The sequence below is a fragment of the Micromonospora sp. NPDC005171 genome (genome assembly GCF_040608575.1).
In the GTDB taxonomy this organism is placed as follows: Bacteria; Actinomycetota; Actinomycetes; order Mycobacteriales; family Micromonosporaceae; genus Micromonospora.
The window spans coordinates 352,520-372,653 of record NZ_JBEXIM010000001.1 but is presented as its reverse complement, the minus strand read 5'-3'; the positions used below and the strand labels follow the sequence as shown (position 1 = coordinate 372,653).

General features: G+C 70.1%; 21 protein-coding genes and 1 tRNA gene. 9 read left to right on the top strand and 13 right to left on the bottom strand.

The genetic code is table 11. From position 1 onward, the window contains the following. The first annotated feature begins 67 nt into the window (after positions 1-67). The 3 genes from ABZU74_RS01710 to ABZU74_RS01700 all read left to right on the top strand — a co-directional run bounded on the left by ABZU74_RS01710 (position 68) and on the right by ABZU74_RS01700 (position 3,018). Positions 68-856 carry an SAM-dependent methyltransferase gene (locus tag ABZU74_RS01710; RefSeq protein WP_355417135.1) on the top strand — a complete coding sequence of 263 codons (789 nt, stop codon included), beginning with the start codon at positions 68-70 and terminating at the stop codon, positions 854-856. A 77-nt stretch (positions 857-933) separates the two neighbouring features. Then, positions 934-2,094, top strand: coding sequence for a low temperature requirement protein A (locus ABZU74_RS01705; protein WP_355417132.1), 1,161 nt, complete (start codon positions 934-936; stop codon positions 2,092-2,094). A gap of 27 nt (positions 2,095-2,121) precedes the next feature. Beyond that, positions 2,122-3,018, top strand: a complete 897-nt coding sequence (locus ABZU74_RS01700) for a helix-turn-helix domain-containing GNAT family N-acetyltransferase (protein ID WP_355417129.1) — start codon at positions 2,122-2,124, stop codon at positions 3,016-3,018. 268 nt (positions 3,019-3,286) lie between these two features. Here the strand turns inward: ABZU74_RS01700 and ABZU74_RS01695 are convergent, their stop codons facing one another. After that, on the bottom strand, positions 3,287-4,177 hold the full coding sequence (locus ABZU74_RS01695; RefSeq protein ID WP_355417126.1) for a LysR family transcriptional regulator: 891 nt from the start codon (positions 4,175-4,177) through the stop codon (positions 3,287-3,289). A gap of 137 nt (positions 4,178-4,314) precedes the next feature. Between ABZU74_RS01695 and ABZU74_RS01690 the strand changes: the two genes are divergently transcribed. After that, positions 4,315-4,926, top strand: coding sequence for a dihydrofolate reductase family protein (locus tag ABZU74_RS01690; RefSeq protein WP_355417123.1), 612 nt, complete (start codon positions 4,315-4,317; stop codon positions 4,924-4,926). Beyond that, entirely contained in the window at positions 4,923-5,867 is a 945-nt protein-coding gene (locus ABZU74_RS01685) for a GNAT family N-acetyltransferase (RefSeq protein ID WP_355417120.1), read from the top strand. Before ABZU74_RS01690 ends, ABZU74_RS01685 begins: the two co-directional genes overlap by 4 nt. Before the next feature lie 24 nt (positions 5,868-5,891). On the opposite strand, the gene ABZU74_RS01680 is transcribed toward ABZU74_RS01685, so the two are convergent. Together ABZU74_RS01680 and ABZU74_RS01675 are read right to left on the bottom strand one after the other, a co-directional pair. Further along, entirely contained in the window at positions 5,892-7,928 is a 2,037-nt protein-coding gene (locus ABZU74_RS01680) for an ABC transporter permease subunit (protein WP_355417117.1), read from the bottom strand. After that, positions 7,925-9,355, bottom strand: coding sequence for an extracellular solute-binding protein (locus tag ABZU74_RS01675; protein WP_355417114.1), 1,431 nt, complete (start codon positions 9,353-9,355; stop codon positions 7,925-7,927). Before ABZU74_RS01675 ends, ABZU74_RS01680 begins: the two co-directional genes overlap by 4 nt. Positions 9,356-9,420: 65 nt before the next feature. Between ABZU74_RS01675 and ABZU74_RS01670 the strand changes: the two genes are divergently transcribed. Further along, a complete protein-coding gene (locus ABZU74_RS01670) occupies positions 9,421-9,720 on the top strand; it encodes a hypothetical protein (protein WP_355417111.1) in 300 nt (99 codons plus the stop codon). Positions 9,721-9,816: 96 nt separating this feature from the next. Here the strand turns inward: ABZU74_RS01670 and ABZU74_RS01665 are convergent, their stop codons facing one another. The 3 genes from ABZU74_RS01665 to ABZU74_RS01655 form a co-directional block, all read right to left on the bottom strand. Next, positions 9,817-10,587 (bottom strand): IclR family transcriptional regulator, encoded by a 771-nt coding sequence (locus ABZU74_RS01665; protein WP_355417108.1) that lies wholly within the window; start codon positions 10,585-10,587, stop codon positions 9,817-9,819. 137 nt (positions 10,588-10,724) lie between these two features. Further along, a complete protein-coding gene (locus tag ABZU74_RS01660; RefSeq protein WP_355417105.1) occupies positions 10,725-11,027 on the bottom strand; it encodes a hypothetical protein in 303 nt (100 codons plus the stop codon). Positions 11,028-11,051: 24 nt separating this feature from the next. Next, complete coding sequence (locus ABZU74_RS01655) at positions 11,052-11,789, bottom strand: SDR family oxidoreductase (RefSeq protein ID WP_355417102.1); 738 nt, start codon at positions 11,787-11,789, stop codon at positions 11,052-11,054. A 236-nt stretch (positions 11,790-12,025) separates the two neighbouring features. On the opposite strand from ABZU74_RS01655, the gene ABZU74_RS01650 reads away from it, so the two are divergent. After that, complete coding sequence (locus ABZU74_RS01650; protein WP_355417099.1) at positions 12,026-12,913, top strand: helix-turn-helix transcriptional regulator; 888 nt, start codon at positions 12,026-12,028, stop codon at positions 12,911-12,913. Between the two features lie 79 nt (positions 12,914-12,992). Here the strand turns inward: ABZU74_RS01650 and ABZU74_RS01645 are convergent. Further along, positions 12,993-13,064, bottom strand: a tRNA-Lys gene (locus ABZU74_RS01645). Between the two features lie 209 nt (positions 13,065-13,273). Here ABZU74_RS01645 and ABZU74_RS01640 point away from each other — a divergent pair. Further along, on the top strand, positions 13,274-13,576 hold the full coding sequence (locus ABZU74_RS01640) for a hypothetical protein (protein WP_355417096.1): 303 nt from the start codon (positions 13,274-13,276) through the stop codon (positions 13,574-13,576). A 199-nt stretch (positions 13,577-13,775) separates the two neighbouring features. After that, positions 13,776-14,858: an NAD-dependent epimerase/dehydratase family protein gene (locus tag ABZU74_RS01635; protein ID WP_355417093.1), complete on the top strand. Its 1,083-nt coding sequence runs from the start codon at positions 13,776-13,778 to the stop codon at positions 14,856-14,858. A 13-nt stretch (positions 14,859-14,871) separates the two neighbouring features. Here the strand turns inward: ABZU74_RS01635 and ABZU74_RS01630 are convergent, their stop codons facing one another. From ABZU74_RS01630 to ABZU74_RS01605, 6 genes are all read right to left on the bottom strand, one after another. Further along, positions 14,872-16,056 carry a hypothetical protein gene (locus tag ABZU74_RS01630; protein WP_355418205.1) on the bottom strand — a complete coding sequence of 395 codons (1,185 nt, stop codon included), beginning with the start codon at positions 16,054-16,056 and terminating at the stop codon, positions 14,872-14,874. Between the two features lie 144 nt (positions 16,057-16,200). Beyond that, positions 16,201-16,950 (bottom strand): ZIP family zinc transporter, encoded by a 750-nt coding sequence (locus ABZU74_RS01625; protein ID WP_355417090.1) that lies wholly within the window; start codon positions 16,948-16,950, stop codon positions 16,201-16,203. 54 nt (positions 16,951-17,004) lie between these two features. Then, a complete protein-coding gene (locus tag ABZU74_RS01620; protein WP_355417087.1) occupies positions 17,005-18,180 on the bottom strand; it encodes a GNAT family N-acetyltransferase in 1,176 nt (391 codons plus the stop codon). 76 nt (positions 18,181-18,256) lie between these two features. Continuing rightward, positions 18,257-18,949, bottom strand: a complete 693-nt coding sequence (locus ABZU74_RS01615; protein ID WP_355417084.1) for a hypothetical protein — start codon at positions 18,947-18,949, stop codon at positions 18,257-18,259. Beyond that, positions 18,946-19,791 (bottom strand): ATP-binding cassette domain-containing protein, encoded by an 846-nt coding sequence (locus tag ABZU74_RS01610; protein WP_355417081.1) that lies wholly within the window; start codon positions 19,789-19,791, stop codon positions 18,946-18,948. Before ABZU74_RS01610 ends, ABZU74_RS01615 begins: the two co-directional genes overlap by 4 nt. Continuing rightward, complete coding sequence (locus tag ABZU74_RS01605; protein WP_355417079.1) at positions 19,788-20,126, bottom strand: PadR family transcriptional regulator; 339 nt, start codon at positions 20,124-20,126, stop codon at positions 19,788-19,790. Before ABZU74_RS01605 ends, ABZU74_RS01610 begins: the two co-directional genes overlap by 4 nt. Positions 20,127-20,134: the final 8 nt, after the last annotated feature.

The following is a 20,134-nucleotide window of genomic DNA, read 5'->3' as shown; positions in this document are numbered from 1 at the left end:
GGGTCAGCGGGTCGTCGCCGCGGGTGCTACACATCGAGTTCCGCTCCCACAGCCGAAGGGAACCCGCATGTCCGATCAGCCGGCATCTGATGTCACCGCAAGACCCAACGTCGCCCGGATGTATGACTACTTCCTCGGGGGCAGCCACAACTTCCCGGCCGACCGGGCCGCCGCCGACCGGGTGCTGGAGATCTTCCCGGAGACCGGGGTAGCCGCGCAGACCAACAGGCACTTCCTGCGCCGAGCCGTCCGGTACGCCGCCGAGCAGGGCGTACGCCAGTTCCTGGACATCGGCGCCGGGCTGCCCACCCAGGACGCCGTGCACGAGGTGGTGCGGGCCGTGGCGCCCGACGCGCGGGTGGTCTACGTCGACTACGACGAGGTTGCCGTCGGACACGCCCGGCAGTTGCTGACGGGGGTGCCCGGCACCGCGGTCGTGCAGGGCGACCTGCGGCGGCCGGACGAGCTGCTGGCCCACCCGGACGTGCGGGCCACCCTCGACCTGGACCAACCGGTGGCGGTGCTGCTCCTCGCGGTGCTGCACTTCGTGCCGGACCACGACGACCCGTGGGCGGCGATCGCCCGGCTGCGCGACGCCACCGCGCCCGGCAGTCACCTGGTGCTGTCCCACCTGACGTTGGACGGCATCCCGCCGGAGCTGGCCGAGCGCGGCCAGGCCGTCTACCGCAACAGCAGCGCCCCACTGGTGCCCCGCACGCGCGCCGAGACGGCACGCTTCTTCGCCGGGTACGACCTGGTGGAACCCGGCCTGGTCGCCACCACCCGCTGGCGACCGGAGGGCGACCCGGAAACCGTGGACGCCCACGGGTACGCGGGGGTCGGCGTCCGCCGCTGACCTCGGCTTTCGCCTCCGGTGGCCGGCCCTCGGGTGGTACGACGGACGGAGGGCGTGCGCCAGCGGGAGGAGCGCCGATGGCGAGCAGACCCGAACGGCTGCTGCGGGGCGGCGACTCGCCGCTGAGCGCCTCGTTCCTGGAGCTCTTCTTCGATCTGGCGTTCGTGCTCGCCCTCAGTCAGCTGGCCACCCACCTGCTGCACGACCTCAGCCTGGTCGGCGCGCTGCACACCGCCCTGCTGTTGACCGGGGTGTGGTGGATCTGGGTGCCCACCACCTGGTTCGCCGACTGGTACGACCCGGAGAGCCCGGCGGTGCGGTGGATGCTGGTGGGTTCGGCGTTGGGCGCCCTGCTGGCCGGGGTGGCGATCCCGCAGGCGTTGGACGGGCGGGGCCTGCTGTTCGCCGGCGCGTACGTCTCGGTGCACATCGCCCGGGGCGTGGTCACCGCCGTCGGGCTGCGCGGTCATCCGCGGCAGATCCGGACGCTGCGGATCCTGTCCTGGTTCAGCGTCTCGGCCGTACCGTGGCTCGCCGGCGGGTTGCTGCCGCAGTGGCGGGTGCCTCTCTGGCTGCTCGCCCTCGCCCTCGACCTGATCGGTCCTCGGCTGGGCTGGCCCACGCCGGGGATGGGCCGGACCAGGCGGGAGGAGCTGCACCTGGCCGGTGAGCACTTCGCCGAGCGGTACCAGCAAATCATGATCATCGCGCTCGGCGAGCTCGTTCTGGTCGCCGGCCTCTCGTACGCCGGCACTGACCTTCACCTCCCGCAGACTGTCGCGTTTCTGCTGGTCTTCGCCACCGCCGTGCTGATCGGTCTGCTCTATGTCACGCCCGCCGGCCAGCGCCTCGGCCCGGCCATCGAGCACGCCGATCCGGCTTGGCTCGGCGTCATCACCGGATACCTGCACCTGGTGATGATCGCCGGGCTGGTGGTCACCGCGGTCGGCGCCGAACTGAGCATCGCCCACCCTCTGCAGACCGGTGACACGACAGCGGTCGCTGTCATTCTGAGCGGCCCGACGCTGTTCCTCGTCGGGCGGATCCTCTTCTCGGCGGCGATCCATCGGCGACTCTCCTGGCCCCGGGTTGCCGCCCTGTTCATGCTGGCCGGTGCGGCGGCCGTGCTGCGGTTGCCGCTGTTGGTGGTCAGCGCGGTCGCCACCGGGGTGGCGCTTCTGGTGGTCGTCCTGGACCACGCCGGCATCCGGTCCTACCGCCACCGATCTGGCGCTTAGGCAAGAAGCCTGACTAAAGTCAGGTAGATGGACTCGGCTCTCATCGCCGCCGTGCGGCGGTTCAACCGGACGGTCACCCAACGGGTGGGCGCGCTCGACGACGAGTACATGGCCCAGGGGCGCCCTCTGGGGCAGGCGCGGCTGCTCTGGGAGATCGGCCCCGCCGGTGCCGAGGTCGCCGCGTTACGGACCCGGCTCGGCCTGGACTCCGGACACCTCAGTCGACTCCTGCGCACCCTGGAGAACGACGGCCTCATCACCGTCGGACCGGTCGACCACACCGGCGGCGACGGCCGGGTACGCGTCGCCACGCTCACCGACGCCGGCCGGACCCAGTGGGCCGACCTCGATCAGCGGTCGGACGATCTCGCCGCCTCGATCCTCGAACCGCTCACCGAACACCGCCGCGAACGACTCGTCACCGCCATGGCCGAGGTGGAACGGCTGCTCATCGGCTCGATGGTCGTCATCGAGCCGTGTCCGCCGAGTGACCCGCGGGCCCGGGCCTGCCTGCGGGCCTACGGCCGGGACATCGCCCGGCGACTCGACGACGGTTTCGACCCTGCACTGAGTAAGCCGCTCCACGACGAGGCGCTCGTCCCGCCCAACGGGGTGCTCCTGCTCGCCACCCTCAACGGCGAGCCGATCGGCTGCGGCGGGGTGAAGCTCCACCGGGACGAGGCCGCCGAGATCAAACGGGTGTGGGTGGCGGACACCGTACGCGGCCTCGGCGTCGGGCGGCGGCTGCTGGGTGAGCTGGAACGGTACGCCGCCGAGCAGGGCGCGACCGCAGTCCGGCTGGACACCAACCGCAACCTCACCGAGGCGATCGCCCTGTACCGGGCGACCGGTTACCGGGAGATCGAGGCGTACAACACCGAGCACTACGCCCACCACTGGTTCGAGAAACAGCTCAGGCAGTGAGGCCCCGCGGGGTCTTGGCTGGCTATCCAGGCGGCGACGGCGGGTCAGTTGGGCATTCTCGCGTCCGAGCGGCGTCCGGGATGGCGACCCCGGCCAGGACTGCGGCGGCGGCGACGGCGGCCACGACCGGCCGTACGAGGAGCATCAACGGCGTCAGGGCGGCCAGGGCGAGCAGCCCGATCGGCCGATCCCGGGACACCCGGCTGAAGACCACGTACTCCCTGTAGGTTATGCACGCTATGCGGCATTCGTACCACGGCAGGGGGAGTCAGCCGGCCTCCTCGATGGAGCTGAGGTGGTGCGCGGCGCTGGCGAACGACCGGATGAGTTCCGTCTCGCCGCCGGTACGCCAGATCAGCCCCCACCGGCCCGGCTTGGCGTCGTGGATGGGCACATAGGCGATGTCCGGCCGCGCGTAGTAGCGGGCGGCCTGGGCGTGCACGGGCGAGACGGCTTCGCCAGTGACGAGGATCGGGATCATCTCCTGGAAGTTGGAGACCGACGGGCCGATCGGTATCAACCGTCCGCTGGGTGTGTGTACGGGCACCAGGATCTCCCGCCAGTAGTCCGGCCGGGCTCCGCCCATTACCGTCTCGTCCGCCAGATCCTCGTAGGAGACCGACTTCCGGCCCGCCAGCCGGTGGGTCGCCCCGACGGCGAGCACTATGGGTTCGGTGTAGATCACCGGGCCGACGGTGAGGTCCGGTTCCTTGACGGGCAGCCACACGATCTGCACGTCGATGTCGCCGGCGCGCAGCCGACCGAAGGGATCGCCGAAGTCGACATGCCGGATTTGCACCTCGCACTCACTGTGGTCCTTCGCGAACCCGTCGAACAGCTCACGGAAATCGTGGAGGTTGACGGCGATCGACCCGACCCGCAGCACCCCGGTCTTGCCGCGGGCGGCGAGCCTGGCCCGGTCCATGCCCTCGTGCAGGCCCCGGTACATGGGCTGAATGTCGTCGAAGAGTCGTTGGCCGATCGGTGTGAGTGCCACCTGCCGGTTGTTCCGCTCGAACAGCGCGGCGCCGATCCGGCGTTCCTGCTTCTTGATCGCCTGGCTGACCCGGGCCTGGGTCACGTGCAGCCGCTCGGCGGTGCGGGTGAAGTGCAGTTCCTCCGCCAGGGTCAGAAAGATCTCGATGTCGCGGAGTTCCATGTGCGGTTCCCGATCCACGCATTAGCGAAGAGTTATGGCACGTTACCAGGTGTGATCTTGTAGCCCGGTGTCTCGGCGGGCAGGCTGACGGACGTCATCGCCGAACAGCATCCGGCAGCCTGAACGAGGAGATCGTCGTGCGCAAGCTCGTGTATTACATCGCCACCACCCTGGACGGCTTCATCGCCGGCCCCGACGGGGCCGACCCCACCGGCCCCGACGGGTTCTGGCCCGTTCCGGAGGACTACCTGCGCCACCTGGTCGCCGAGTACCCGGAGACCCTGCCCGGCCCGGCCCGGCAGGCGTTCGGCATCACCGACCAGGGCAGCCGGTTCGACACAGTGCTGGAAGGACGTCACTCGTACGAGGTGGGCCTGAAGGCCGGCGTGACCGACGCGTACCCGCACCTGCGCCACCTGGTGTTCTCCCGCACCCTCGGCGGCAGCCCGGACCCGGCCGTCGAGGTCATCGGCCAAGACCCGATTGCCACCGTACGAGAGTTGAAGCGGCACGACGGCAAGGACGTCTGGGTGATCGGCGGTGGCGCCCTGGCCGGTGCCCTGTACCCCGAGATCGATCAGCTGATCGTCAAACTTGCCCCGCTGACCATCGGCGCCGGCATCCCGCTGTTCGGCCGCGACGCCGTCTTCGCCCCACGCACCTGGCGCCTGACCGACCACACCGTCCTGGGCAGTGGCGCCCTCTTCCTGACCTACAGCCGCACCGAGGCCGGAGACGAGTCCGCATGAGCACCCTCCCCGGCGGCGTCACGATCCGTCCCATCACCGGGCCGGACGAGGTCGAGCTGTTCAACCGCCTCCCGTACACCATCAACCACGAACTCGCCGACGACCTCGCCGAGCAACGCCGCCGGCCGGAGTGGATGTGGGTGGCCCTGCGTGGCGATCGTCTGCTGGCCCGGGTCGCCTGGTGGGGCCGCAGCGGCGACAGCACCCCGTTGCTGCTGGACATTCTCGACGTCGACGACACCGCCGAGGATCTGACCGAGGTGGCGCAGGCGCTGTACGAGACGGCCGCCAGGCAGGTCCTGCCGACCGGGGTCACCCCTCCCGAGTACGGGCGCTTCATTCCGGCCAACTGGCGGGAGGATCCGGACGCGTACCGGGCGGTGCGACTGAGGATGGGCGTACTGGAGAACGCCGGCGCGCACCTGACTGTCGAACGGCTCCGCCTGGAATGGGCCCCTGCGGCCGGCGTGCCGAAGCCCGACCAGCGTCTCGCCTTCCGCCCGGCCGGCGACACCGACGAGCTGATCGCGTTGATGACCCGCGCCCTGGACGGGACGCTGGACGCGCACAGTCGTGGCGACCTGGCGCAGATGTCCCCGCGCGAGGCCGCCGTCAAGCACTACGAGCAGGAGTTCGCCGCGTACTCCAGCCCGCGTGAGTGGTGGCGTGTCGGCACGTTGGGCCGGGACGGCGACCCCGTCGGGTTCGTCGTCCCGGCACGCAACGCGTACCACCCGGTGATCGCCTACCTGGGCGTCGTTCCGGAGCACCGGGGCCACGGCTACGTCGACGGCCTCCTCGCCGAGGGCACCCGAATCCTGGCCGAGGAGAACGTGCCGCGCATCCGGGCCGCCACCGACCTGGGCAATGCCCCGATGGCGAACGCCTTCGCCCGGGCCGGTTACATCAACTTCGAGCGTGCCATCAACATGGCCTGGTAGCGGCCGAGCGGCTGGCCGGTTCGGTCAGCCCTTCACCGCCCCCGCGGTGAGCCCTTCGGTGAGGAAGCGCTGCCCGAGGGCGTACATGATCACCACGGGGATGCTGACGAGCAGCGACGCCGCGGCGAGTTGTCCCTGCGGCACCACGTCTCCGGCGATCATCGATTGCATCCCCACCGGGAGCGTCTTGTACTCGTCCTTCGTGATGAACACGAAGGCGAAGAGGAACTCGTTCCAGGCGTTGGTCAGGGTGAAGAGCGCGACGGCCAGCAGCCCCGGCTTGGCCAGCGGCAGCACCACCCGGCCGAACGCCTGGAGGCGGGTGCAGCCGTCGACGAGCGCGGCCTCCTCCAACTCGATGGGGATCGACGAGAAGTACCCCACCAGCAGCCAGGTGGCGAACGGCAACGTGAAGGTCGGGTAGGTCACCACCAGCGACCACAACGAGTCGGTGAGCCGGGCGCCGATGAGCATCTGATACAGCGGGATGAACAGCAGCGCGCCCGGCATCACGTAGGTGAGCAGCACCGTGACGGTGAAGCCCTGCGCACCCCGGAACCGCAGCCGGGCCAGCGCGTAACCCGCCAGGGCAGCGCAGACCAGTGCCACCGCCGTGGACGCCGCGGACACCAGCAGGGTGTTGAGGTACCAGCGGCCGAACGGCTGGTTGGCGAAGAGAGCGCCGAACTGCTCCAAGGTCCACGGCGTTGGCCACAGGTCGTCGGTGCGCATGACGACCTGACCCTCAGACTTGAAGGCCGTGACGGCGATCCAGTACAGCGGGCCCAGCACGAAGAAGAGCAACCCGGCCAGCGCGACCCACGACCCCAGGCCCGACACCACCGACGACGACCGGCGACCGCCTCGGGACTGGAGGGTCGATACCACCCGGCCGACCGCCGCCGCGATCAGCAGAATCACCCCGAGGACCACCGCCGCCTTCCAGAAGATCTGCGGCGATGCCCAGGCCAGCAGACCTGTGACAAGCGCGGCGACGACCCACGGCAGCGCCTTCCGCGCCGTCCCCGCCCACCGCCGCGTTCCGATCCACCGCGCTGCCCGGCGTTTCCGGGGCAGTTTGATGTTGGTGTCCTGGCGCAACAACCGGACCAGGACGAACACCAGCCCGCCGATGATCGGCAGCATGACGAGGGTGACCGCCGCGCCCGCGCCGTACTGGAGCTGCAGGATCGCCTTGGAGTAGGCGATGAGCACGTACGGTGCGGTCACGTCACCCGGGCCGCCCTGCGTCAGCAACCAGACGAGGTCGAAGTTGTTGAACGTCCAGATCGACGACAGGGTCACCGTCACGGTGAGCACGTGGCGCAGGCCGGGCAGCGTCACGTTGGCGAACCGCTGCCACGACGAAGCGCCGTCGATGGTCGCCGCCTCGTAGAGGTCCGCCGGGATGGCCTTCAACCCCGCGAGGAAACACACGGTGAAGAACGGCACCCCCTTCCAGACGTTGACGAGGATCACCGACGGCATGGCCAGCGACGGGTCGGACAGCCAGCCCGCCGGCCAGCTGTCGACCAGGTGCGCGCTGGCCAGCAGCGGACCGATCCCGGTAGCGGTGAGCAGCGTGTTGACGCTGCCGAAGATCGGGTCGAGCAGCGCGCGCCAGCTGAACGCCGTCACCACCGTCGGCACCACCCACGGCACCAGAAGCAACCCGGCCAGCACGGCCCGCCCGCGACGCCGATGGTGCAGCAGCAGGGCCGCGGCCAACCCCAGCACGACCTTGAAAATCTCGGCGTACGCGGTGAAGACGAACGAGTTCACCACGCCGGTGTGGAACTGGTCGTCGCCGACGAGCGCGAGATAGTTGTCCAGGCCGACGAACACGGTGTCCTGCCCGTGTCGTTCCGTGGTGCTGGTGATGATCGACCGGGCGATCGGCACGAGGACGAGCCCGCCGACCAGCACCGCCATGGGCGCCAGGAACAGCGCCGCGAGCCGCCAGTCACGCCCCAGCCGGCGCTGGACCGCGGTGAGAGAGCCGGGTCCCGACGGCGCGGACTTCCGCGCCGCCGGGACCCGCGCAGGACGGACCGAGCTCACTGCGGCAGCCCCTGCTGGTTGAAGATCTGCACCATCTTCGCGTGGGCGGCCGTCACGGCCTGTGCCGGCGCCGTCCCCTGGACGACCTGCTGCATCATGTCGGTGAGGACGTAGGCCGACCCCACCGCCTGCTGGCCCGCGCTGGCCTTCTGCGGGAAGGCCAGGCCGTTCTTCGTGTTCAGCGGCAGCTTCAGTTCAGTGATCTTGCGCAGCATGGGGAACGCCTGGTCGCCGCTGGTGAAGAACGGGTCGGCGTCCCAGACCTTCTCCCAGGCGGGCATCACCAGGCCGGGTGCTTCCTTCGCCACCCCGAGCAGCGCGGGCGCGCTGACCAGGTACTGAGCCAGGAGCTTGGCGAGCGCTGGGTTCTTGGCGCCCTTGAAGACGACGAAGCCCTGCGACTGGCCGAGCAGCAGCGGATTGTCGGTCGCCGGCCCGATGCAGTCGGAGAACACGTGGGTGTTGGCGTGCACCGGGTTCTTCTTGGTCCTGGAATCCGCGTAGACGCTGAACTGGTTACGGGTGTAGCCGAGGATCCCGGCGAGCCAGTTCTCGTTGTTGCTGGTGTCGGTCCAGCTGGCGATCCCCGGCGGCAGCATCGGCTTGTACTTGGGGTTGGTGTAGATGTCGCCGAGGAACGTCACCGCCTGCACGGTTTCCGGGGAGTTGAAGGTGACCTTCCGGCCGTCGTTGGAGGCGATCGACCCGCCGTAGGCATTGATCAGCGCCTCGATCATGCCGTTGCCGTCACCGGACCGGTTCACCGTCATGCCCCAGCCGAACCGGCGCTTGCCCGGATCGGAGATCTCCAGGCACAGGTCCCGCAGCTCCTCCCAGCTGTAGATGTCCTTGGGGGTGATGCCCTTGTCCTGCATCCAGTCCTTGCGCAGGAACGACCCGATCCCGATGAAGTGGTACGGGATCGCGAACCACTTGCCGTCGAAGACGCAGAAGTTCTTGGCCTCCGCGCAGGGCTCGCCGTACTTGGCCGTCAGCGCCTTGACGACGTCCGTCACGTCCTCCAGGTCGCCCAGCGCCTGGAACTGCGCGACGAACCGCGAGTCGGTCATGAACGCCAGGTCACGGGCCACCCCACCCTTGACCTCGGCGTCGATCTTGGCCACCACGTCACCGGCGTCGGCCTGGACCAGACTGTTCTCGATCTTCGTGCCGGTGGTGTCGGCGAACTTCTTGATCGAGCTGTCCAGGGCTTCGTTCGCCGCCGTCGAGTACAGCTTCTGCGACAGCATCCCCATCGAGGAGCCCTTCATCGACGCTGCGGCGTCGATCAGCTCCTGCGGAACTTCCGGCTGCACCTTGCTGGGCGATTCGGAGGTGTCCCCGCACGCGGCCAGACCGGCCGCGCCGAGCACCCCCACCCCCATCCCCAGAAAGCCGCGCCGGGACCACGCCGGTTTGATCTCCATGGACATTCGCCTCCTTAAAGTCTCCGCACCGATGCACGCCGAAGGCCTGTCTGACGAACACCGCGATGCTCGTGCTCCAGGCGTTCCATGACGGCGACCAGGGATGCGTCGCCCGTATCGATCAGCGCGTTCGCGTGCTCGTTGTCGACGTTCGTGTGGTTGCCACGGTTACGGCGGGCTCGCTCGTGCCGCCGTTCACCGTCGTCCTGCCTTGGCGTTCGAGTGGGCCGCGCGAGAGAATCCGTGTGTCGCTCGCCGGGTGGTGCGACGAGGTCGAGGCGATCGGCGACCGGGCCGAGGAAGTAGCTCTGACGTTCCAGTTCGGTCGGGTCACGGGACCACCGCCGTTCGAGATTTCGAACTAGGTTCGATATACCGGATCGAGTGGTCGCGACGCTAAGGCAGCGTGGAGAACGATGTCAATGTTTCGATGTTGTTTCGAACCGAAAGCGGGAGGTTGGCTATCGAGGCTGCGCCCGGTAGCCCATCCGAGCCGACAACGCGGCCGCGCCCTCGCGAACCAGCCCGGTCCACTCCACCTGCACCTGAGGCGTCCAGCGAATGATCGGCGCGGACAGGCTCATCCCAGCGATGATGGCGCCGGTATGGTCCCGGATCGCCGCGGCGACGCAACGCATCGCGCTGTCCGACTCGCCAATGTCGACAGCGATGCCCTCCGCCCGGACACGCTCAAGATGCTCACGAAGAAGGTCTGGGTCGGTGATGCTGTCCGGCGTCATGCCCGGCAGTGGGTCCTTCGGCAGGACGGCGTCCAGGTCCGCCTGATCGAGGGCCGACAGCAGTACCTTGCCGACCGCCGTGCAGTGGGCGGGCAGCCGCAGCCCGACCCCGGAAACCATCCGAACGGGGTGGGTGCTGTCGAACTTGACGAGGTAGATGACATCGGCGCCGTCGCGCACCGCCACATGCACCGCCTCGTCGCACGCGGCGGCCACGTCCCGCGCGACGCCCTGCGCCTCGCGTACCAGATCAAGCCGGCCCGCGAACGCCGCGCCCAGCTGGAACAGCGGCATGCCGAGCCGATACTGCACAGGCTGACCCGGTACGGAGATCAGGTACGAGCGAGCCTCAAGCGTGACGAGCAGTTCGTGGACCGTGGTGCGGGGCAGGTCGAGCCGCTCCATCACCTGGCGGGCCGACAGTTGGGGGCAGTCCAGGAACAGTTCGAGGACGTCGAGTGCGCGGTTGACCGCCGGTACCACACGGGGCATGTCGATAGTCCCTTCGCAGTGCCGGACCCGTGTCAACGATCTCCACACAGGCCTGCACCTGAAGAGGATATCTACGTCCGCCCTCAACGCCAGGTGCCGGACTCGTCGTCCAAGAGGGCGGTACCGGCAGATCGAGGTCAGCTGGCGTGCTGCAACACCGGGACGATCCGGAAGTCGACAGTGGCCTGGTCGATGGTCGCGTGCACCGGGGAGTCGGCCATCTCGGTCATGATCCCCGAGGCACTGCGACGGCCGTCCGCGGCGGAGTCCCACGCGACGATGTCGGTGATGGTGCCGTCGTCGTCCTGCGCGATCCGACGCCACCGGAAGCCGGGTTGGCGCCGCAGGTAGTCGTTGATGTCCTCGTTGGCATTGACGAAGTCGGCGCCGGTCAGACCGGGGACGAGCCGGAACGTCGTCATCTCAAGCGCTTCGCTCATGGGTGCACTCCTCGTGATGTGCGGTCAGCCCTGCGCGGTTGACCGCATGATGATCTCGTTGACGTCGACGCTGCCCGGCTGGGCGATCGCGTGGGCGATAGCGTCAGCGACCGCCGAGGCCGGCATTCCCAGCTCTTCGGCCGCCGCCTGGACGGCAGCCCGCACCCGAGGGTCGCCACCCTGCTCCGTGAGTTCCGAGTGGGTGTAGCCGGGGCTCACCAGGGTCACCCGGACGTCCTGGCTCTCCTGGCGCAAACCTTCGGTGAGTGCCCGTATTGCGTACTTGGTGGCGCAGTAGACCGCAGCCGTCGGGTCGACGCGGTACGCGGCGGTGGAGCCGATGTTGATGATGTGCCCCGCGCCACGGGCACGCATCAGCGGCAACGCGGCGGCGATGCCGTACAGGGTGCCGCGCAGGTTCACCTCAATCATCTGGTCCCACTCGTCCACCCGCAGCGTGTCGAGGGTGGACAGGGCCATCACACCGGCGTTGTTCACCAGTACGTCGATGCGGCCGTGCCGTTCGTGGGTGCCCTCGACGAAGGAGAGCACACTCTCTCGGCTGGTGACGTCCAGCTCATGGTGCTCGGCGGTGCCACCGGCGGCGCGCAGTTCGTCGACGAGCGCGGCGAGCCGGTCGACGCGTCGGGCACCGAGCACGACGTGATGGCCGTCGGCGGCCAGCCGGCGGGCGGTCGCCGCACCGATGCCACTGCTTGCGCCGGTGATCAGAATGATCTTCGAGTCGGCACTGTTTCCCATTGATCCTCCTGTTGCACTTCGGGCCCGCTGCCCGAGCGTCGCTGCTCAACGATCCGGCTGGTACGCGGACCCTGGAAGGGCGAGGTTTCCGGGGTGCGCCACACCCCGGCACCGCGTACGTTTCATTCGGTTCCAGGGCTCTCTGTCCCGTGCGCTCTCCACCTGCGGATCGCGCATCCCGCAGCGAAGTCACCAGTCGGCCGGCGGCGTCGGCCCGAAGTCCTAGGCTGGTCGACATGTCCGATCGAAACCGGCTCGGGGAATTCCTCCGGGCCAGTCGCGCGCGAGTCGACCCGAAAGAGGTCGGACTGCCCAGGGGCGGCGACCGCCGGGTACCCGGACTGCGCCGCGAGGAACTCGCGGTCCTGGCCGGCGTGAGCGCCGACTACTACGCCCGCCTCGAACAGGGCCGGGAGCGCAACCCCTCCGCACAGCTGCTCGACGCGATCGGTCGGGCCCTGCACCTCGACCCGGACGCGCGCCGCCATCTCTTCCGGCTCGCCGGGCTCCACCCTCGCCTCGGCCCGGACAACTCCCGGGACTCCGTGGACCCGGCGCTGCTGCGGCTGCTGGACGCCTTCCCCGCCGCCGCTGCCTACGTGCTCAGTCCCGCATTCGAGGTGCTGGCCACCAACAGCGTGGCGGCCGCCCTGCTGTCCCCGTTCACCGGCCCGACCAACATGGTCCGGGTGCTGTTCCAGCACCCGCAGGCCCGCGCCGTCTTCCCCGACTGGCCGTCCCTGACCGAGAACGTCGTACACGCCCTGCAACTCAACGCCGGCCGCTTCCCGGAAGATCCCCAAATCCGGGCGCTCGTGGCCGACCTGCGACGCGACTCGCCGGCGTTCCGCACCCTCTGGGCGGACCAGACAGTGCGGGGCCTGAACCGCATGTTCAAGGTCGTAAACCACCCCGAGGCGGGGCAGGTCCAGCTGACCTACCAGACCTTCGACGTCCGCGACGCTCCCGGTCAGCAACTGCTGGTCGGCACGCCCGAACCGGACAGTGCCGAGGCTCTGGCCGCCCTGGCGGCAACGGATCGGGTGATCGCGGCCCAGCCGCCAGTTGGCAGTAAGCCACCCGAGGGAGCCTCCGACCACCCGGCCGGCAGGCAGGAGCCATGACGGGCCACGGTGGGGTCGGTCTGATCTGAGGCTCGTACCGCCAGCCGCAGTCGCGTACCAGGGCTTTCGTTGGTTGGAGTGGGCCGCCAGGGACTCGAACCCTGAACCTATGGATTAAAAGTCCACAGCTCTGCCATTGAGCTAGCGGCCCGCGCGCTCAGGTTACCCGACGGTGAGCGCCGACGACTCTCGGCTTCCGGCCGGCCGTCGATGGCTGTGACTGGTTGGGTCACCGCACCACTTGATCATGCCTGTGGGCGACCCGGCGGGATCCGGGTCGCCGAGTCGGTGATCTGGAGTGAGCCAGGCGGCGTCGCCCAGTGGCGCATAGGTGTGGGCCGGTGGGGAACCAGAGCTGGCATGAGATCAGGCAGCTCGCCGGCCGTGGCGGCCTCCGGCGAGGAGGTCGGGCCCGATGGCATACGCCAGCCGGGCGGGGAGGTGCACGCCTGGCTGCCCGGCCAGAACCAGACGGTCTGCGGGCTGGCACTGAGCCGGACCCGGTTGCGCCGCTTCCCGCATGTGCGCTTCGACTACTCCGGCACTGACGTGCTCACCGAAGCGGACGCGGTGGGCTGGATCTGCCCACGTTGCCTGGCCGCAACCGCTGGCCGACGAGGGAAGGAGAAGCACGGCTGGGTACGGAACTCCCCGCGCCCTTGATCGACTCGGGGTTCAGGAAATCGGGGTGTCCTGCGCGCGGGGACGCCCCGACTTTCAGGAAGTCGAGTGGATCAAGCCGCGTGCCGCGTGCCGCGTGCCGCGCGCCGGGCGCCGCGGGCGCAGGCCGGGCGCCGCGGGCGCAGGCCGGGCGCGGGCGGGTGGGTGGTTGAGCTGCGGCTGGGCGGGTACGGGGTCGGGCATGCGGATCGTGGTGGTGGGGGCGAGCGGCAACGTCGGTACGGCGCTGCTGCTGCGGCTGCGCCGGGAGCGGGGCGTGGAGCTGGCCGGGGTCGTTCGACGGTTGCCCGGCCCTGATGCGGGCGAGCCGTACGACCAGGTGGAGTGGCACTCCTGCGACATCGGCGCGCCGGGCGCGGCCGGGCAGCTCGCCGAGGTGTTCGCGGGTGCGGACGCGGTGGTGCACCTGGCCTGGCAGATCCAGCCCAGCCACGACCAGCGGGTGCTGCGCCGGACCAACGTCGAGGGCAGCCGAGCGGTGATCAACGCAGTGGTCCAGGCCGGTGTGCCAGCCCTGGTGTACGCCTCGTCGGTCGGCACGTACGCGCCCGGCCCGAAGGACCACCCGATCAGCGAGCGGTGGCCGGCCACCGGTGTGCCCGGGTCGTCGTACAGCGAGCACAAGGCGGAGGTGGAGGCGCTGCTGGACGGGGTCGAACGCGATCACCCGACGCTGCGGGTGGTGCGGATGCGACCCGGGTTGATCTTCCAGCGGGCCGCCGGTGCGGAAATCACGCGTTACTTCCTCGGCCCGCTGGCGCCGGTGCGGCTGCTGCGCTTCGGCCGGATCCCGCTGGTGCCGACGAATCGCCGGTTGCGGATGCAGGCGGTGCACGCCGATGACGTGGCTGACGCGTACGCCCGGGCGGTGTTGGGTGATGTGCGCGGTGCCTTCAATGTCGCTGCGGACCCGGTGCTCACTCCGGAGCTGGTGGCCCGGCACTTCCACGGTTGGACGGTGCCGGTCGCCGCGCCTGTGCTGCGTGCGGCGGCGGCGCTGACCTGGCGGGCACGGCTGCAACCGATCGACGCGGGCTGGGTGGAGCTGGGCCTGAACGCTCCGCTGATGTCGAGCGAGCGCGCGGAGACCGAGCTGGGTTGGCAGCCCAAGATCAGTGCGCTGACGGCGCTCAAGGAACTCTTCGCCGGCATGGCCGACGGCGACCACACGGCAAGCCCGCCGATGTCCGGCGCACGGGACCTGCCCGGCCGCCCCGCCGCCCTCCTGCACGCCCGACCCCCGGGCGAGGGAAACCCCTACTGAGGTACGGCTCGCGTCAGGAGAGCTTGGAGCCTGTCACAGTGGGGTTGCGGGCGCCCAGAAAGAAGATGCCGGGGAAGCCGCGGGTCTCGAACTGGGCGCTGGGATTGCGGCGCAGCGTCGAGTTTTCGATCCGCATCGTGCCGGTGCGGTTGTTGCTCACGAAGAAGACGGCACCGCCGCCCTCGTTGGCCTTGTTGTTCTCGATGATGGTGCCGGCGATTCGTACGGTGAACTCGTTGCCGTCGCAGTAGATCGCGCCGCCGCTGCCGCCGCCCGGCGTTCCCGACTTGGCCGGGTTGGCGCCGCTGCCGATCGCCTCGTTGTTCTTGAGCAGGCTGTTCAGCACCACCCACGACACGCCGATGCTGCTCAGCGCGCCCCCGTTGGAGCAGGAACCGCCGTCGAAGGTGCTGCCCACCACGTACACCGGCTTGTTCTCATACTGGCTCAGCACCCGGACGGCCGCGCCACCCAGGTCGGGGCCGGTGCGGTCGCAGCGGTTGCGGACGAAGCGCGAGTTGACCACCTTCAGCCGCCCGCCGCGTACGAAGATCGCCCCACCGCCGCCGCCCTCGGCCGTCTCGCCCGTGGAGTTGCCGTCGGCGAAGGTGAGGTTCTGCACGGTGAGTTGCGGGTGGTCCTGGTTCTGGCAGTGCGAGGTGGTGAATCCCTGGGCCTCGTCGCAGGTGTTCATGTAGAGGATGCGGCGCCGCCCCTGGCCGCTCAACGTGACAGTGCCGCCACCGTCCAGCACGATCTTCGGCCCGTTGGCGTTGCGGACCTTCGCGGTGGCGGCCATCTTGATGGTCACCGGGGCCGGTCCACAGTTGAACGTGATGACGCCGCCGGCCGCGACGGCCTTCACGACCGCTGCGGAGGTGCAGCTCGCCGGGGTGCCGGTGCCGATGGTCCGGGTGGGCTTCGAGGTGTCCACCGCCCGCGCCTCGGCGGGAACGGTGGCCCTGCCGTTCGGGTTGCCGGCCGCGAGCACCTTGGTGGCGGGCTTCGGGCTCGCGCTGGCCCCTCGGCCGCCGAGGCCGTCCCGGGCGCCCGGCGCTCCGCCCTGACCAGCGGTGGGCAGCACCGTCGGCGAGGCGGACGAGCCGGCCTCGAAGGCGGGGGCCGGGTCGTTGGGCGCGCAGGCGGGCAGGGTCGCGGTGGCGACACCGAGGACGAGGAGAGCGGCAAGCGACGTCATGCGCACCCAGTGATGCTAGGAGTCACGACGGCGTCGCGACGAATCCGCCGAGCCGGTTTAATGCACCGCTAAGACGCGCCCGCCCGCCCGCCCGGCCGCCGCCGCCCGCCGCCCGCCGCGCGATTGCGGCGCGGTGACCGATGGTCAGGTGTGGGAGAGGGCGAACGCGGTCAGGAAGCCGGCGACCGTGATCAGACCGACCAGGAGATGCGCGTTCTCGAACGCCTCCGGGACCATGGTGTCGGTGATCATGGCGAGGATCGCCCCGGCGGCCAACGCGGTGATGGCGGCCATCGCCTCCGGCGGCGCGCCACCCAACAGCGTGTTGCCGACCAGCGCGGCCACGCCACTGATCAGCGCGATCCCGGTCCAGAGCAGGAACACGTACCGTCGGGTGCGGCCGGCCTGGCGCATGCCGGCCGCGCTGGACAGACCCTCCGGAACGTTGCTGAGGAACACCGCCGCCACCGTGACCAGGCTGACCGCGCCGCCGCTGAGCAGGCTGGCGCCGATCACCACCGATTCCGGTACGCCGTCGAGGAGCGCGCCGACGGCGAGCGCCGAACCGGAGCCAGGCTGCTCTCCCTCGGAGGGCTGCTGGTCGCCGGACCGCTTCCGGTGCCGAGCGCCGTGCCGGGCGAGAGCGAGGTTGGCCAGGGTGTAGACCAGCGCGCCGACGGCAGCGCCGAGAGCGGTGGGCAGCAGCCCGCCCTGCGCGTGCGCCTCGGCGATCAACTCGAACGACACGGCGGAGAGCAGCACCCCCGCGCCGAACGCCATGATCGACGCGATGACGCGCTGCGGCACCCGGGCGAACCAGCCGACCGCCGCCCCGACCAGCAGAGCTGACCCGGCCAGCAATCCCCATCCACCCGCCTGTAACCACTCCGGCATTCGCGGGACCGTACCCACTGTCGCCGAGGCGACAAACCCGATTGTGAGGAGGGCTCAGAAGTCGGCGAAGAGGTACGGCACCCGGCGGGGGAAAACGCCGCGCAGCTCCGTGGCGGCGTCCACCGGCACCTCACCCAGGCCCCGCAGCGGCAGCTCGGCCGGGTCCAGCACCCCGTACGCGAGGGCGGAGAGCCCGGCGGCGGTGAGCGTGGCGGTCGGCGCGCTGCCGGTGGTGTCGTCGACCAGTTCCAGCGCGCCGGTCGTACCGTCGAGCAGGTGGGTGCCGGAAAGCCAGCGATCCCCGGTCAGCTCGATCCGCACCCGGCCCGGGCCGGCGGGCAGCCCGCGCAACGCCTCCAGCGACAGCAGCCGGGCCATCGGCGCGGACGAACCCGGCACTGCCGTGCGGGCCTCGACGTGCACGTCCAGGTCGGTCAGCCACAGCTCGGGGAACTCGTCGGGCGGCACCTGGACGGTGACCCGTTCGATCTGGTCGACGTGCCGGGCGAAGAACTGCAACAGCAGCGCCCGCGCGAGCGGGTCGGTGACCAGCAGCTCGTTGCCGTGCAGCGTGCCGCCGTGTTCGTCGATCCGGTACGTCACCGCGCCGGTGACCTGCCCGCCGACCCGGGCGGTGAGCAGCCAGTACTCGTCACGGTCACGCATGCCGACCGCCCGGTAGTCCGGGAAGATCGCGAAGCCGTGTCGTTCCTGGAGGTTGCGCTCGGTGAACGCCCGCCACGTCGGATAGCCGGCGGCGATGCGTTCCCAGCCCACCTCGCCGGGCAGGTCCACCTGGAGCAGCGAGCCCAGGTTGGCCGGGGTGAAGGTGACCCGGCGCGGCTTGGGCAGCCCGACGTAGCCGAACCGGGCGTAGAAGCTGGGCCGGAACGGATAGAGCGCGCTGACCGGGTGCCCCTCGTCGCGCAGCTCGTCGAGGAGTTGGTGCAGCAACGTCCGGACGTGCCCCTGCCGGCGGGCCAGCGGATGCGTTGCCACCCCGGCGACACCTGCCATCGGCAGCACCACCCCGCGCAGGTTCTGTCGCATCGGAATGGCCGAGACGGCGGCCAACGTGGTGCCGTCCTCCTCGGCGATCAGCGTCCGGTTGCCCTGGTTGTAGGGCAGGTAGTCGCGGAACTCCGCGGTCCGGGTGGCACTGAGCGGTGAGGACTCGAAGGCGTACGCGGCCAGCGGGAAGCTGGTGGTGAGACGGTCGTCGTCGGTCACCCGGCGAATGGTCATTCTCCCATCTCAACCCGCCGCACGGGCCGCAGCAACTGGATTGGCCCGATCGGTGGTGCTCTCAGCCGACGGGCAGGTGCCGCAGGTGCCGGCGGCGGCGCAGACGGACACTGGCCACCGCGGCCACGCCCAGGGCCAGCAGGGCGGTGACGACGAGCCCGTGCAGCAGGCCACGGGACAGGTAGCCCTGGTCGGTGTTGTCGACCGTCCAGGTGGCGATCTCGCGGCTCGACCAGAACGGCGTCAGCTTCGCCCCGGACCCGGCCGGGTCGATCAGCATCTGCACCGTCACCACTGTGAGCAGCAGCAGCGTGCCCTCCAACTCGCGGGGCAGCAGCGCACCGATCAACATCCCGAACGGCGCCGCCACCGCGACGGAACAGAGCATCGCCGCCGCCAGGCCGCCGTACCGCAGGTCCGCGCCGTCGACCATCGGGAGCAGGAAGAACGGTACGGAGATGACAAGCCCCACCGCCCACAGGCCGAACATCCGACCGAAATAGAGATGGTGTGGGCGGTAGCCGGCCAGCCGCAGCCTCGGCTCCAACTCGCGCGCCGCGGTCGTGGCGAACAGCGCGGCGGTGCTCACCGCCCAGCCCACGCCGAGCAGCAGCGAGCGAACCGACTGCCCGAGGTAGGCGTCCCGCCGGATCAGGTAGAAGGTCAACGGCATCAACAACAACAGCAGGAGTACGCCCCGACGCCGCAGCAGCTCCCGCACTGTCATCTCGGCGACGGTGACGAGTCGGTTCACTGGCGACCTCCCTGGATGCCGGGCGCGTGCCACTCGGTCTCTCGTGCCGGGGTCAGGTCGAGCACGATGTCCACCCGGTCGAGTTGGTTGAGCAGGTGGGTCACCACGACGATGGCCGTGCCGGCGTCGCGCAACCTGCTGAGCTGGTCCCAGAAGTTGACGTATGTGCCCTGGTCGAAGCCCTGGTACGGCTCGTCGAGCAGCAGCACGTCGGGGGCGCTGAGCGTGGACATGGTCAGGTTGAGCTTCTGTCGGGTGCCGCCGGACAGGTGGCGGGCCTGCACGTCCCCGCCCGCTTCCCAACCGAGTTGACGAGCTGCCGCCCGACCGGCGCGGCGGGCCGGGCCCCGCGCCACGCCCTGACCGGCGCCGACCAGCACGAAGTGCTCGTCGGCGAGCAGGAAGTCGGCGGTGCCGCCGGACTGCGGGCAGTAGCTGAGCCGCCCGGAGACGGTCACCTCGCCGGCGTCAGGTGACATGAGTCCGGCGCAGATCCGGAGGAAGGTGCTCTTGCCGCAGCCGTTCGCGCCGATGACGGCGGCGATCTGTCCGGCCCGGACGGTCAGCGTGGCGTCGCGCAGAACGGTTTGCCGTCCGTACCTCTTGGTGATGCCCGCCGCGTGCAGCCGGACCGGCCCGGGGCGCGGTCCGGGCGCGGTGCCGATGCTCTCCACGACCGCACCCGCGTACTGCTGGGGTGGGCCGAAGACGACCCAGGGGTCGCCGCCCCCCTCGCGTAGGTGCGTGGCGGCCTCGGCGACCACGTGCCGTGCGGCGTCCGCCGCGACCCGGCGCTGGTGCAGCTCGGCCGTGAGCGTGCGCAGCCAATCGTCGGCGTTCACCGGCTGGCCCCCTTCGTGACGATGTCGTTCACCGGCCGGACGAAGGTGAGCCAGGCGCTGCCGCCGGCGCGGAGCGCCGCGTACCCGTCGTCGGTGAGCCGGTAGTACTTGCGGGCTGGCCCGGCGGTGCCCTCCCGCCACTGCGCGGTCACCAGGCCGGTCTTCTGCAGACGGAGCAGCACGGGATAGAGCGTGCCGCCCTGGATCGGCCCGACGCCCGCCGCGTCGAGCGCCTGGGCGAGTTGGTAGCCGTAGGACTCGCCTTCGGACAGCAGGGCCAGGACGCAGATGTCGAGCACACCCCGCAGCCACTGCCCGCGCCGGTCGGAATCCACGCGTCAGA

Bases quoted from the DNA above. Each gene is read 5' to 3' on its own strand.
- ABZU74_RS01670 (WP_355417111.1), top strand. From the start codon at position 9,421: ATGCTCGTGCTCCAGGCGTTCCATGACGGCGACCAGGGATGCGTCGCC.
- ABZU74_RS01675 (WP_355417114.1), bottom strand. From the start codon at position 9,355: ATGGAGATCAAACCGGCGTGGTCCCGGCGCGGCTTTCTGGGGATGGGG.
- ABZU74_RS01650 (WP_355417099.1), top strand. From the start codon at position 12,026: ATGTCCGATCGAAACCGGCTCGGGGAATTCCTCCGGGCCAGTCGCGCG.
- ABZU74_RS01665 (WP_355417108.1), bottom strand. From the start codon at position 10,587: ATGCCCCGTGTGGTACCGGCGGTCAACCGCGCACTCGACGTCCTCGAA.
- ABZU74_RS01630 (WP_355418205.1), bottom strand. From the start codon at position 16,056: ATGACGTCGCTTGCCGCTCTCCTCGTCCTCGGTGTCGCCACCGCGACC.
- ABZU74_RS01660 (WP_355417105.1), bottom strand. From the start codon at position 11,027: ATGAGCGAAGCGCTTGAGATGACGACGTTCCGGCTCGTCCCCGGTCTG.
- ABZU74_RS01655 (WP_355417102.1), bottom strand. From the start codon at position 11,789: ATGGGAAACAGTGCCGACTCGAAGATCATTCTGATCACCGGCGCAAGC.
- ABZU74_RS01695 (WP_355417126.1), bottom strand. From the start codon at position 4,177: ATGGAACTCCGCGACATCGAGATCTTTCTGACCCTGGCGGAGGAACTG.
- ABZU74_RS01625 (WP_355417090.1), bottom strand. From the start codon at position 16,950: ATGCCGGAGTGGTTACAGGCGGGTGGATGGGGATTGCTGGCCGGGTCA.
- ABZU74_RS01635 (WP_355417093.1), top strand. From the start codon at position 13,776: ATGCGGATCGTGGTGGTGGGGGCGAGCGGCAACGTCGGTACGGCGCTG.
- ABZU74_RS01700 (WP_355417129.1), top strand. From the start codon at position 2,122: ATGGACTCGGCTCTCATCGCCGCCGTGCGGCGGTTCAACCGGACGGTC.
- ABZU74_RS01685 (WP_355417120.1), top strand. From the start codon at position 4,923: ATGAGCACCCTCCCCGGCGGCGTCACGATCCGTCCCATCACCGGGCCG.
- ABZU74_RS01705 (WP_355417132.1), top strand. From the start codon at position 934: ATGGCGAGCAGACCCGAACGGCTGCTGCGGGGCGGCGACTCGCCGCTG.
- ABZU74_RS01640 (WP_355417096.1), top strand. From the start codon at position 13,274: ATGAGATCAGGCAGCTCGCCGGCCGTGGCGGCCTCCGGCGAGGAGGTC.
- ABZU74_RS01710 (WP_355417135.1), top strand. From the start codon at position 68: ATGTCCGATCAGCCGGCATCTGATGTCACCGCAAGACCCAACGTCGCC.